9 protein-coding genes and 3 pseudogenes are annotated in these 13,158 nt (G+C 65.6%); 6 read left to right on the top strand and 6 right to left on the bottom strand.

The window, feature by feature from the left end; all coding sequences use genetic code 11:
* Positions 1 to 18 precede the first annotated feature (18 nt).
* Both rnc and lepB read right to left on the bottom strand, forming a co-directional pair.
* A pseudogene (gene rnc / locus QP181_RS17720) lies at positions 19 to 680 on the bottom strand (ribonuclease III).
* Complete coding sequence (lepB, locus tag QP181_RS17715) at positions 613 to 1,500, bottom strand: signal peptidase I (protein WP_443027603.1); 888 nt, start codon at positions 1,498 to 1,500, stop codon at positions 613 to 615. Before lepB ends, rnc begins: the two are co-directional and overlap by 68 nt.
* Positions 1,501 to 1,625: 125 nt before the next feature.
* Between lepB and pgi the strand changes: the two genes are divergently transcribed.
* The 4 genes and pseudogenes from pgi (at position 1,626) to QP181_RS17695 (ending at position 6,367) form a co-directional block, all read left to right on the top strand.
* The gene (pgi, locus tag QP181_RS17710) at positions 1,626 to 3,116 is read left to right on the top strand and encodes a glucose-6-phosphate isomerase (protein WP_333929334.1); all 1,491 of its coding nucleotides are present in this window, start codon (positions 1,626 to 1,628) and stop codon (positions 3,114 to 3,116) included.
* A gap of 86 nt (positions 3,117 to 3,202) precedes the next feature.
* Positions 3,203 to 3,619, top strand: coding sequence for a DUF4174 domain-containing protein (locus QP181_RS17705; RefSeq protein WP_333929333.1), 417 nt, complete (start codon positions 3,203 to 3,205; stop codon positions 3,617 to 3,619).
* Positions 3,620 to 3,725: 106 nt separating this feature from the next.
* A complete protein-coding gene (gorA, locus tag QP181_RS17700; RefSeq protein ID WP_333929332.1) occupies positions 3,726 to 5,099 on the top strand; it encodes a glutathione-disulfide reductase in 1,374 nt (457 codons plus the stop codon).
* Between the two features lie 72 nt (positions 5,100 to 5,171).
* A pseudogene (locus QP181_RS17695) lies at positions 5,172 to 6,367 on the top strand (thiolase family protein).
* Positions 6,368 to 6,696: 329 nt separating this feature from the next.
* On the opposite strand, the pseudogene QP181_RS17690 reads toward QP181_RS17695, so the two are convergent.
* The 4 genes and pseudogenes from QP181_RS17690 to QP181_RS17675 form a co-directional block, all read right to left on the bottom strand.
* Positions 6,697 to 8,085, bottom strand: a pseudogene (locus QP181_RS17690) (dihydrolipoamide acetyltransferase family protein).
* On the bottom strand, positions 8,085 to 9,092 hold the full coding sequence (locus QP181_RS17685; protein ID WP_056053047.1) for an alpha-ketoacid dehydrogenase subunit beta: 1,008 nt from the start codon (positions 9,090 to 9,092) through the stop codon (positions 8,085 to 8,087). Before QP181_RS17685 ends, QP181_RS17690 begins: the two are co-directional and overlap by 1 nt.
* Positions 9,093 to 9,315: 223 nt before the next feature.
* The gene (locus QP181_RS17680; protein ID WP_332755807.1) at positions 9,316 to 10,605 is read right to left on the bottom strand and encodes a thiamine pyrophosphate-dependent enzyme; all 1,290 of its coding nucleotides are present in this window, start codon (positions 10,603 to 10,605) and stop codon (positions 9,316 to 9,318) included.
* Between the two features lie 136 nt (positions 10,606 to 10,741).
* On the bottom strand, positions 10,742 to 11,761 hold the full coding sequence (locus tag QP181_RS17675; RefSeq protein ID WP_333929331.1) for a fumarylacetoacetate hydrolase family protein: 1,020 nt from the start codon (positions 11,759 to 11,761) through the stop codon (positions 10,742 to 10,744).
* 151 nt (positions 11,762 to 11,912) lie between these two features.
* On the opposite strand from QP181_RS17675, the gene QP181_RS17670 reads away from it, so the two are divergent.
* Positions 11,913 to 12,179 carry a DUF6894 family protein gene (locus QP181_RS17670; protein WP_132737420.1) on the top strand — a complete coding sequence of 89 codons (267 nt, stop codon included), beginning with the start codon at positions 11,913 to 11,915 and terminating at the stop codon, positions 12,177 to 12,179.
* Positions 12,180 to 12,360: 181 nt separating this feature from the next.
* Complete coding sequence (locus QP181_RS17665; RefSeq protein ID WP_333929675.1) at positions 12,361 to 13,089, top strand: Crp/Fnr family transcriptional regulator; 729 nt, start codon at positions 12,361 to 12,363, stop codon at positions 13,087 to 13,089.
* The last annotated feature ends 69 nt before the right edge of the window (positions 13,090 to 13,158 follow it).

The raw sequence follows: 13,158 nt of genomic DNA, 5'->3' as shown, positions 1-13,158 counted from the left end.
CCGCGTGAACCAACCTTCTTAGCCGAGCTTCTCGAGCAATGCCTTCGCCGCGGCGGTTTCCGCTTCCTGTTTGCTGGAGCCCGTCGCGGTTGCTTCGGCTAGCTTGCCTACCGAGACGAGCATCGTGAATTTGGGGGCGTGGCCGGGGCCGGTGCGTTCGACGATGGTGTATTCGGGGGCTTGCGGTTGTGGGCGGCGGCCCATTCCTGGAGGGCGGACTTGGGGTGTTGCGGGGCCTTTGCGCCGGCCTGGACGCGGTCTCCCCATGCGCCGCGGATGAAGGCGCGGGCGGCATCGAGGCCGGCTTCCTGGTACCAGGCGCCGATCAGCGCTTCCATCACGTCGCCGAGCACGTTGTCGCTGTCGCTGGCGCCGTCGTCGCGCGCCTGCTTGCCGAGTTTTAGATGCGCGCGGACGCCGAGTTCTCGCGCCACGTCGGCGCAGACCGGGCCGGTGACGAGTGCGTTTAGGCGCTTCGACAGCGAGCCCTCGGGGTCGGTCACGAACAGTTCGTATAGCCACTCGGCGATGATCAGGCCGAGGACGCGATCGCCGAGGAACTCGAGTCGTTCGTAGTTCGCGGCGGCCTGGCTGCCATGCGTCAGCGCGCGCTCATAGGGGGCGAGGTTGGTCGGTGCGCGGCCGAAGAGCGTCTTCAGCCAGCCGGCGAGGTCGCTCAAAGCCTTCCCCGATACGGCTCCAGCGCGCGGCACTGACCCAGGTCCACGGCTTCAGCCATTCGGCATCGCCGTCGGTCGAGAAGAAGTTGACGACCGCCTTGCCCTCGACGTTTTCGAGCGGGACGTAGCCCATGCCCTGCGGCGCGGGGAACCGGCTGTCGCCGCTGTCGTCGCGGTTGTCGCCCATCACGAAGATGTGGCCGGTCGGGATGGTGTAGAGCCCGGTGTCGTCGCGGTCGGGGAGTTCGGCCTGGTCGAGCACTTCATAGCTGCGGCCGCCGGGAAGCGTTTCGCGGAAGCGGGGGTAGCGGCAGATCTGGACGTTGGCGACGACATCGACGAACGGTGCGCCGCATTTCTCGGCGTTGAAATTGGCGGTGAGCGGGATCGTGAAGTCGGCGATGCGGAGCTTCGGGATCGCCTTGCCGTTGAGGTAGACAGTGCCTTGCCGCATCTGGATCGTCTCGCCGGGCAGGCCGATGACGCGCTTGATGACATCGTGGTCGAGCACTTCGGGCGCGCGGAAGACGACGACGTCGCCGCGGGTCGGCGTGCTGCCGAAGATGCGGCCGGGGATGAGCGGTATGCCGGCCGGGAGCGACCAGCGCGAATAGCCGTAGTTCCACTTCGAGACGAAGAGATAGTCGCCGATCAGCAGCCGGGGCAGCATCGACTCGGACGGGATGCTGAACGGCGCGAAGATGAAGCTGCGCAGGATCAGCACGACCACAGCTAGCTTGAGCAGGAAGCGGAACGTTTCGCCCATTTCAGAACGGGGCGTCTCAGAGCGCTTGGGTTTGGTCTTCACGTCATTTGCCATCCGCGCGGGTTTGCTCAACCTGCGCCTATCGTCAAGCGTGTGCGGGATACGTGTCACCGAAAGAGCGTTGTCGCGGTCTCGCGCTTGCAGCATGACCGGCGCGCACGTCTATTCGGAGAAGCAGCATGACCGCCGACTGGTCCAAGATCGAAGCCCTGCCCGCCACCAAGCTGACCGACCTGTTCGCGGCGGACTCGGAGCGCCTCTCGAAGCTGAGCCTCGACGTCGCGGGGATTCACTTCGACTGGTCGAAGACTCACCTGACGACGGACATGGTCACCGCGTTCGAGGAGATGGCGAAGGCGCAGGACCTGGCGGGCAAGCGCCAGGCGCTGTTCTCGGGCGAGGTCGTCAACGTCACCGAGGGCCGCGCGGTCGAGCACACTGCCGAGCGCGGCGAGGGCAAGCCCGAAAGCGTCGCGATCGCCCAGGCGAGCCACGCGCGGATGCGGACGCTGATCGACGCGATCGAGGCGGAAGCACTGGGGCCGGTGCGGCATATCCTGCACGTCGGAATTGGTGGGTCGGCGCTGGGACCGCAGTTGCTGGTCGATGCGCTGGGGCGTGACGACAAGCGGTATGATGTGGCGATCGTCGCGAATGTCGACGGCGTCGCGCTGGAGGACGTGTTCGCGAAGTTCGATCCGGCGGCGACGTTGCTGGTGGTCGCGTCGAAGACGTTCACCACGACCGAGACGCTGATGAACGCCGAAAGCGTGCTGCAGTGGATGACCGAGCATAATGTCGAGGACCCCTATGGCCGCGTGATCGCGCTGACCGCGTCGCCCGAAAAGGCGATGGAATGGGGTGTCGACGAGACTCGCATCCTGCCGTTCGCGGAGAGCGTCGGTGGCCGGTATTCGCTGTGGTCGACGATCGGGTTCCCGGCAGCGATCGCGCTGGGTTGGGATCGGTTCGAGGAACTGCTCGAGGGGGCGGCCGAGATGGACCGGCATTTCCGGCTGTCGGCGCTGCACGAGAACGCGCCGGCGCTCGCGGCGTTCGCCGACCTGTATTACACGCAGATCCGCCATGCCGAGACGCGCGCGCCGTTCGCGTATGACGAGCGGCTGCGGTTGTTGCCGAGCTATCTCCAGCAGCTCGAGATGGAGTCGAACGGCAAGTCTGTGACGGTCGACGGGCAGCCGCTTGGGCGGCCTTCGGCGGCGATCACCTGGGGTGGGGTTGGCACCGAGGCGCAGCATGCGGTGTTCCAGTTGCTTCACCAGGGTACGCATCTCGTGCCGGTCGAGTTCATCGCGGTGATCGAGCCGGGCGACACGCTGCCCGAGGAGCATCACCGTGCGCTGTTGCTGAATGCGTTTGCGCAGGGTGCGGCGCTGATGGCGGGCAAGCAGGTCGAGGATCCGGCGCGGAGCTACTCGGGCGACCGGCCGTCGTCGACGCTGCTGCTCGACGACCTCGATGCGCACACGCTCGGCGCGCTGATCGCGTTCTACGAGCACCGCGTGTTCGTGAATGGAGTGCTGCTGGGGATCAACTCGTTCGACCAGTTCGGGGTGGAGCTGGGCAAGGAAATGGCGAAGGCGGCAGAGAAGGGCGGACAGACGTTCGATCCTTCGACCGACGATCTGATCAAGCGCGCGTTCGGGTAAAGCCCCGTCGTCATCCCGGACTTGATCCCAGATCCAGAGCCAAGAGCGACAACGTCTGCGGCTCTGGATCCTGGGTCGAGCCCAGGATGACGGGAGCTTTGGTGAAGCGGGAGCGTTCCCGTTTCATGCCCATCATCCTCGCCGTAGCGCTCGCCGCTTCCCCGACTATCGCTCAGATGAGGTGGGAGCGGCGCGTGTTGATCGTTGCGGCGCCCTCCGCCGAAGACACGGCACTTGCCGAGCAACGCCGCATCCTCGCCAACTGGAAGAGCAACGCCGACGCGCGCGACCTCACCATCGTCGAAGTCGTCGGCGACACGGTCCGCGGCGCCACCAACACTGCCGCCGGCCTCCGCCGCAAATACCACCTCCCCGCCGCCTTCACCGCGCTCCTGATCGGCAAGGACGGCGGCGAAAAACTCCGCAGTGCGAAGCCCTTTCCTGCCGCCGCGCTGGAGGCGACGATCGATGCGATGCCGATGCGCAAGGCGGGGCAGCGATAGGCTGAGCCGATCAGTGTGATCGCCGCGCCGGGGTTGCCGCCTCGTGCCCGCTGCCCCAGATGGCATGCAAAGCCGCCCCGCGGCATGCGACCTACGAGGACTGCCCGTGACCGACACCACATCCGCGACCGATACCCAATTCGACTACGACCTCTTCGTCATCGGCGCAGGCTCTGGCGGTACACGAGCCTCGCGCGTCGCCGCCGCGCACGGTGCACGCGTCGCGGTCGCGGAAGAGTATCGGGTCGGCGGCACCTGCGTTATCCGTGGCTGCGTGCCGAAGAAGCTGCTGATCTACGGCGCGCATTTCGCCGAGGATCTGAAGGACGCCAAGCGGTTCGGCTGGCAGGTGCCCGACGACTGTGCGTTCAGCTGGCCGACATTGCGTGACAACGTGATGGAGGAGGTCGACCGGATCAACGGCGCGTACACGACCACGCTCCAGAACAACCATGTCGACATCATCCACCAGCGCGCGGTCGTCTCCGGCCCGAACCAGGTTACCTTGGCCGACGGCACCACGAAGACCGCCGCGAAGATCCTGATCGCGGTCGGTGCGCATCCGCTGGTGCCGGAGTTCCCTGGTGCCGAGCACGGCATAACCTCGAACGAGGTGTTCCATCTCGACGACGTGCCGAAGCGCGTACTGATCGCGGGCGCCGGCTATATCGCCAACGAGTTCGCCGGGATCTTCCACCAGTTCGGATCGCACGTCACGCTGGTCAACCGCACCGACGTGATCCTGCGCGGCTATGACGAGTCGATCCGCGACCGCCTACTCCAGATCTCGATGAGCAAAGGCATCGACTTCCGCTTCAATGCCGCGTTCGAGAGCATCGAGAAGGACGAGAACGGGTGTCTGACGGTCCGCATGAGCGGGCATGAGCCGATCACCGTCGACCTAGTGGTGTTCGCGACCGGCCGCTTGCCCAACACCAAGGGCCTCGGGCTCGACACGGCAGGCGTTGAGATGGACGCCGCAGGCGCGGTGATCGTCGACGAGGACAACCGGTCGAGCTGCGACTCGATCTTCGCGGTCGGGGACGTCACCAACCGGATCCAGCTGACCCCGGTCGCGATCCGCGAAGGACAGGCGTTCGCCGACACCTTCTTCGGCGGCAAGCCGACGCGTGTCGATTACGCCAATGTCCCCGCCGCTGTGTTCAGCCATCCGCCGATGGCCGGCGTCGGCATGACCGAGTCGCAGGCCAAGCAGGCGCTTGGCTCGGTGAAGGTCTACACGTCCGACTTCCGGCCGATGAAGAACGTGCTGGCAGGCCGCAACGAGCGCTCGCTGTACAAGATGATCTGCGACGGCGAGACCGACCGGGTGGTCGGCATCCACATGATCGGCCCCGACTGCCCCGAAATTCTGCAATCCGCCGCGGTCGCGGTGAAGGCCGGGCTGACCAAGGCCGATTTCGATGCGACCGTCGCGTTGCATCCGACGATGGCCGAAGAGCTTGTCTTGATGAAGTGAGACCTTCGGGCTTTGCGTTGCGGGAACGACGCGGTAGATCGGGCGCATACCCGATCCTCGAAAGGTTCCAGCATGCGTGAAGCCGCCATCGTCTCGACCGCCCGTACCGCTATCGGCAAGGCGTATCGCGGCGCGTTCAATGCGACCGAGGCGCCGGTGCTGGCGGGCCATGTGATAAACGCGGTGGTCGAGCGTGCCGGGATCGACCCGGCGCGGATCGACGAAGTGTTCTGGGGCGTCGGCAACCAATGGGGGACGCAGGGCGGTAACGCCGGACGGATGGCGATCTTTGCGGGCGGGCTGCCGGAATCGGTGCCGGCGTTTACGCTCGACAGGAAATGTGGGTCGGGGCTGACCGCCGTGGCACTCGCGGCGCGGACGATCATGTGCGACGAGGCGGATGTCGCGCTGGCCGGCGGGATGGAGTCGATCAGCTATACCGTGACCAAGGACGCGCCGCGGTTCGTCAACGCCAGCGTGATCGCGAAGGAGCCGGCGGCGTATATCCCGATGATCGAGACCGCTGAGATCGTTGCGGTGAAATACGGCATCAGCCGCGAGGCGCAGGATGCCTATGCGGCGATGAGCCAGCAGCGTGCCGCCGCCGGGTTGGCGAACGGGGCGTTTGCCGAGGAGATCGTGCCGATTACTGTCGAAAAGGCGCTCTACGATAAGCAGGGCGCGCATGCCGGGATCGAGAGCGTCACGCTGTCGCAGGACGAGGGCATCCGCGCCGGCACGACGCTGGAAGGGCTGCGTGGGCTGAAGACGGTGTGGCCGGGCGGTGAGTTTTCCGGACCGGGGTCGAGTGTCACCGCGGGCAATGCAAGCCAGCTGTCCGACGGCGCGTCGGCGCAGCTGCTGATGGACCGCAGGACCGCGGAGGCTGAGGGCAAGGACATCCTCGGCATCTATCGCGGGTTCCAGGCGGCGGGGTGCAGCCCGGCGGAAATGGGGATCGGGCCGATCTTCGCGATCCCGAAACTGCTCGACCGCGCCGGACTGTCGGTCGGCGACATCGGCCTGTGGGAGCTGAACGAAGCGTTCGCGTCGCAATGCCTCTATTGCCGCGATTTCCTCGGGATCGATCCGGAAAAGTACAACGTCAACGGTGGTGCGATCGCGGTGGGGCATCCGTTCGGGATGACGGGGTCGCGGCTGGTCGGGCATGCGCTGATCGAGGGGCGCAAGCGGGGGTGCGCTATGTCGTGGTGTCGATGTGTACCGCTGGCGGAATGGGTGCGGCGGGGTTGTTCGAGATCGTCTGACTTCCCATCGCCACTACTGCGATGTGCGGCCCCGTCATCCCAGCGAAAGCTGGGATCTCCCGGTTCGAGCGACGCACCTAGCAACCGGGATACCCCAGCTGTCGCTGGGGTGACGGCGTGTGGTTAGGGCAAAGGGGCCTAAATGAGGGATGAACATGACGAAGCATCGCGCTCCGTTATTTCCACCTCTTCAATTGGGCTCCGGCCTCCGCCGGGGTGAAGTTTGGAGCGCTCTTAGTCGTGCGCTCACCCTTCCCACCCGGCAAGGGCCGGGCGGGCCCCTCACCTCTCCCCTTCGGGAGAGGGGGTTTTAAGGTCTTCGTATTCTCTCAGTCGGCGAAGAGGAGGACCGGGGTTTCGAGGTATTTCTTGAGGCCCTGGACGAAGCTTGCCGCATCCCAGCCGTCGACGACGCGGTGGTCGCAGCTGATCGACAGGTTCATCAGCTTGGCGCGAACCACCTCGTCACCCCCTCTTCCGTCAGAACGGAAGACCGGACGCTCGACGATCTTGTTGGGGCCGATGATCGCGACTTCGGGACGGTTGATGACCGGGGTGGTGGCGATGCCGCCGAGCGGGCCGAGCGAAGTTACCGTGATCGTGCCGCCGCCCATTTCGCTGGGGGCGAGCTTGCCGGCGCGCGGCTTCGGCGAGGCGCGTGATCTCGGTGGCGAGCTGCCAGACGTTGCGGTCCTGTGCGTCGCGGATCACGGGGACGGTGAGCCCGGCGTCGGTCTGCGCGGCCATGCCTAGGTGGATGGCGCCGTGGCGCGTGACCACGCCCGCCTCGTCGTCGTAGCGCGCGTTGAGCATCGGGAAGTCGGGGATCGTCTTGCAGATCGCGACGATCATCAGCGGGAGCATCGTCAGCTTGGGGCGGCCGCCGCGGTTGGCGTTGAGATCGGCGCGCATCGCTTCCAAAGCGGTGACGTCGATCTCGTCGACATAGGTGAAGTGCGGGATCGCGCGCTTCGAGGCGGCCATGTTCTCGGCGATGCGGCGACGCATGCCGATGACCTTGATGGGCTGGTCCTCGCGGGCGCGCGACGCATGCGGGGGTGGTAGCCTTCGCCCGAGCCGTAGCGGAGGTAGGAGTCGAGGTCGGCGTGGCGGACTCGGTCGGAGTCGGTCTTTACCGAGGCGAGGTCGATCCCGAGGTCGCGCGCGGGCGCGTACCGCTGGGGATGCGAGCGCGTGCGCCTTATCCTCCCCGGCACGGGGAGGGGGACCATCCGCAGGATGGTGGAGGGGGCTTCCACGGGCGGAGCGGTCTGCGGGTACATGCCCACCGATGCAGTATCCGCCACCGGCGGGGTCGTTTGCGGCACGCCCCTCCACCCCCGGCTTCGCCGGCGGTCCCCCTCCCCGTTTCGGGGAGGAGTTCGACGCCGGGGTTCTCGGCTTCGTATTGCTCCGCGGTCTCGGCCTGGGCCGACGTCAGCGGCGCGGCGACGACTTCGTCCGCGGCGTCCACCGCGTCCGTCTCGATCACGACCAGCGCGGCGCCGATCGACACCTGGTCGCCGACTTCGCCCGCCAGTTCGACGACGACGCCGGTCACCGGCGACTCCATTTCGACGGTGGCCTTGTCGGTCATCATGTCGGCGATCGGCGAGATCCTCCTCGACGCGGTCGCCGATGGCGACGTGCCATGCGACGATCTCGGCCTCGGAGATGCCTTCGCCGATGTCCGGCAGCTTGAAGGTGAAGCGGGCCATTATGCGTCCTTCATGATCTTTTTCAGGGCTTCGCCGATGCGGACCGGCCCCGGGAAATAGGCCCATTCGAGGCTGTGCGGGTACGGCGTGTCGAACCCGGTCACGCGCTCGATCGGCGCCTCGAGATGGTAGAAACAGCGTTCCTGGACGATCGCCGACAGCTCCGCGCCGAAGCCGCTGGTACGAGTCGCCTCGTGGACGATCATGCAGCGGCCGGTCTTCTTCACCGATGCCTCGATCGTCTCGATGTCGAGCGGCACGAGCGTACGCAGGTCGACGATCTCGGCGTCGATCCCGGCTTCGGCAACAACGGCCGCGCAGACGTGGACCATCGTGCCGTAGGCGAGGATCGTGAGCGCCTCGCCTGCGCGGACGATCTTCGCCTTGCCGAGCTCGATCTTGTAATAGCCGGTCGGGACTTCGCCGGCCGGGTGCTTCGACCAGTTCTGCGACGGGCGATCCCAATAGCCGTCGAACGGGCCGTTATAGATGCGCTTGGGTTCGAAGAAGAGCGTCGGATCATTGTCCTCGATCGCGGCGATCAGCAGGCCCTTGGCGTCGTAGGGGGTCGACGGGATCACCGTCTTGATCCCCGACATGTGGGTGAAGAGCCCCTCCGGCGACTGGCTGTGCGTCTGGCCGCCGAAGATGCCGCCGCCGAACGGCGAGCGGACCGTGATCGGCGAAGTGAACTCGCCGGCGGAACGATAGCGCAGGCGTGCAGCTTCGGACACGAGCTGGTCGAGCGCGGGGTAGATGTAGTCCGCGAACTGGATCTCGGGGACGGGGCGCAGGCCGTAGGCGCCCATGCCGACCGCGACGCCGATGATGCCGCATTCGGTGATCGGGGTGTCGAACACGCGCGTCTTGCCGTGCTTGGCTTGCAGCCCTGCGGTCGCGCGAAAAACGCCGCCGAAATAGCCGACGTCCTCGCCCATGACGATCACGTCGGGGTCGCGCTCCATCATGATGTCCATGGCGGAGTTGATCGCCTGGATCATGTTCATGCGGGTGGTGGGTTCGGTACCTGCGTGGCTCGACGAGGCCGCAGCCGCTTCCGCTGCTTCGGTTGCGCCCGACCCACGTGCTTCAGTCACGTCGCTCATACAAACACCTTCGTCACCCCAGCGAAAGCTGGGGTCTCATGCCGCGAGGGCACGCTCGATAACCGGGATATCCCAGCTTTCGCTGGGATGACGGAGTTTGGTGGGGCCTGGTTGGGCTGGGCGCTCATGCCTTGATATCCCAAGGGCGGCCGCTCGCGGATTCCTCGTCGAGCATTTGCTGGCGCTGCTCCTTCAGATGCCACGGCATCTCCTCGAACACGCCGTCGAACAGCGACTCGAGCGGCTGGTGGAGGCCGTGGCCGAGGATGCCGTTCTTCTCGGCTTCCTTCTGCGCGGCCTTGACCTGCTCGGCGAGTTCCTTGTCCTGTGCCGCGTGGCGCTCCTCGTCCCATTCGCCGATCGCGATGAGATGGTCCTTGAGGCGCTTGATCGGGTCGCCGAGCGGCCAGGCGTTGGGCTCGCCTTCGCTCCGGTACTGGCCGGGATCGTCGGAGGTCGAATGGCCTTCCGCGCGGTAGGTGAAGTGCTCGATCAGCGTCGGGCCCTGATTGGTGCGCGCGCGTTCGGCGGCCCATTCGGTCGCTGCATAGACCGCCAGCGCGTCGTTGCCGTCGACCCGAAGCCCCGCAATGCCGTAGCCGACCGCGCGTGCTGCAAACGTCGTCGCCTCGGCACCGGCGAAACCGGAGAAGCTGGAGATCGCCCACTGGTTGTTGACAACGTTGAAGATCACTGGCGCGCGATACACCGCGGCAAAGGTGCAGGCGGAGTGGAAGTCGCCCTCCGCAGTCGAGCCTTCGCCGCACCAGGTCGCAGCGATCCGCGTGTCGCCTTTGGCCGCGGATGCCATCGCCCAGCCGACCGCCTGCGGGTACTGCGTCGTGAGGTTGCCCGAGATCGAGAAAAACCCGGCTTCCTTGACCGAATACATGATCGGCAGCTGCTTGCCGCCGAGCCTGTCGGCCGTGTTCGAATAGATCTGGTTCATCATGTCGACGAGGCTCCAGCCCCGCGCGATCAACAGCCCCTGCTGGCGGTACGAGGGGAAGCACATGTCCTCGTAATCGAGCGCGTACGCCGCCGCAACCGCGACCGCCTCCTCGCCGAGCGCCTTCATGTAGAAGCTGGTCTTGCCCTGACGCTGCGCGCGGAACATCCGTTCGTCGAACGCGCGGAGCAGCGCCATGCTGCGCAACATCCGGCGCATCACGTCGGGCGAAAGCTTGGGGTCCCAGGGGCCGACCGCATTGCCGTCGTCGTCGAGCACGCGAACCAGCGTATAGGCGAGATCGATGAAGTCGGACGCCTTGTCCGCGGTGTCGGGCCGGCGTGCCTCGCCGGCGGGCGGCACGTCGACTTCGGCAAAGTCCACCGCGTCGCCGGGGCGGAACTTCGGCTCGGGGATATGCAGCGTAAGGGGCTGCAAATTGGCGCGCGGATGCTCGCTTGCCATCGTCATTCCATCTCCATGAGGCCGCTGTGACCGCGGAACACTCTTACCGAGGCTTGTTATTAAATTTCAACGCAGATTGCGAGGGGAGTTGCGCATTCACGATGTGCCGCGCGGATTTTCTCCCCCTCCGCAGAATTCAGCCGCCGACGGTCTGTTCGATCACGCCGAAGATCGGATGGCGCTTGTCGTCCTCGGCCCAGATCCGGACGACGTCGCCCTGCTTGAGGAACGGCGTGACGGGCTTGCCGCCCTGGATCGTCTCGATCGTCCGCACTTCGGCGAGACAGGAATAGCCGACACCGCCCTCGGCAACCGACTTGCCGGGGCCACCATCGGGGCCGCGGTTCGAGACGGTGCCGGAGCCGACGATCGTCCCCGCGCCGAGCTTCCGGGTCTTGGCGGCGTGGGCGACGAGCGTGCCGAAATCGAACGTCATGTCCTCGCCCGCCTCGGCGCGACCGAGCGGCTGGCCGTTGAGGTCGACCATCAGCTTGCGGTGCAGCTTGCCGTCCTTCCACCAGTCGCCAAGCGAGTCGGGGGTGACGAAGACCGGTGAAAACGCGCTGGCCGGCTTCGACTGGAAGAAGCCGAAGCCCTTGCCGAGTTCGCCGGGGATCAGGTTGCGCAAGGACACGTCGTTGGTGAGCCCAATCAGCAGGATCGCCGCCAGCGCCTCGTCGCGACTCGCGCCCATCGGCACGTCGCCGGTGACGACGACGACCTCGCCCTCCATGTCGCAGCCCCAGGATTCGTCGGCGAGCGGTATCGGATCGCGCGGCCCCAGGAACCCGTCCGAGCCGCCCTGGTACATCAGCGGATCGTGCCAGAAGCTGTCGGGCATCTCCGCCGCACGCGCCTGTCGCACGAGCGCAACATGATTCACGTAGGCCGAGCCATCCGCCCATTGATACGCACGCGGCAACGGCGACTCGGCCTCATGCTCGTGGAAGCGGCGCATCGGGATCATCTCGTGCTCGAGATCGGTCGACAGGTTCTTGAGGTCGATCGAAAGCCGGTCCCAGTCGTCGAGCGCGGCCTGCAGCGTCGGCGCGATATGGCTCGCATCAGCGTACCAAGCGAGGTCGTTGGAGACGACCACAAGCTTGCCGTCTCGTCCCCGAGTAGCGTCGGGATGCTTCAGGCTGGCCAGTTTCATGGGGCGGATCCTCTATTGTTTGCACGCATCCTACGCCCGCGACGCTGGTCAAGTCGAGCTTGCTGCGCGCATCGAAACTGATTTTGGTAAGAGCGCAGGGAGCGCCGGCCTGCTAGGAATTGGGCTTGCGTAACGGTTGAGGAAGTCGAGCATGCCCAGATACTTCTTCGACATCGACAACCATAAACACGTCAATGACGACGACGGCACCGATTTGGCCGACGACGAGGTCGCGCGTGTCCAGGCGGTCATTTTCGCGGGCGATTATCTTAGCGATCATCCCGCGATCGCGCGCCACGGCGCACATTTTCGTGTCGCGGTCCGCAACGACCAGGGGCATGTGCTGCTCGCCGTCGCGGTCACGATAGACGAACCGGGAAGCCCTCATGCGGGTGCCTCCGGTTCATTACATGCCTGACGCCGGCGTCGACCGGGCGCCGTGCCCTAAGGACGTCGGAACACCCCGCAATAATATAACATGGGTTTTGTCAGTCCGCTCAATCCTGGGATAAGGTGCGACATCCGCCAACGCGCTATCCCAGTGAGGGTGACAGCGAGAAACGAGTGCTCCTGCCCTGATGCGGAGAGTGCACGTGGATATGTCCACCGTGACTGAACAGGTTACACGGAAGTTCGAGTCGCGGATGGCGCTGCGTGCGGATGACCGTGCTCAGATCGCTGCGCTGCCGTTCAAGGTGCGGACGATCGATGCGTCGACCTACATGCTGCGCGAAGGCCAACGTCCGACCCGGTGCGCCTTCATCCTTGCTGGTCTCGCTTATCGTCAAAAGCTGACGCCTAATGGCGAGCGCGAGATCGTGTCGATCCTGATGCCCGGCGAGTTCGTCGACCTCCAGAACCTGTTCCTCGATGAATCCGATCACGACATCCAGGCGCTGACCAGACTGACGTTGGCCGAAGTGCCGATCGTGGCGCTGCGTCAATTTATCGAGGCGTGCCCGACCGCGGGTCAGGCCTTGTGGATCGATGCGCTGGTCGAGGCATCGATCCACCGCGAGTGGCTGCTCAACGTTGGTCGGCGCAACGCGCGCAGCCAGTTGGCGCATCTGCTCTGTGAATTTTCCGTGCGGTTCAAGAAATCGACGCTCGGGGATGCCATGGCCTACGAGTTGCCGATGACTCAGGAACAGCTCGGCGATGCGCTTGGGCTGACCCCCGTGCACGTGAACCGTGTCCTGAAATCGCTCGAGAACGACGGGCTGATCGCGCGCAAGAAGCGGCAGGTAAGCGTGACCGACTGGCCCCGCCTGCGCGACGCCGCGGAGTTCAACGAGCGCTATCTGCATCTGGGCCAGATCCGGACCTGACGTCGCCAGGGGTGCGAAAAGGGGCCGAAGGTTGACTTTTCGACTGTGGTTCGCCAAATGGCGGCCATC

It is taken from the genome of Sphingomonas sp. LR55 (assembly GCF_036856015.1).
GTDB lineage: Bacteria > Pseudomonadota > Alphaproteobacteria > Sphingomonadales > Sphingomonadaceae > Sphingomonas.
This window is presented reverse-complemented; position numbering and strand designations above follow the sequence as displayed.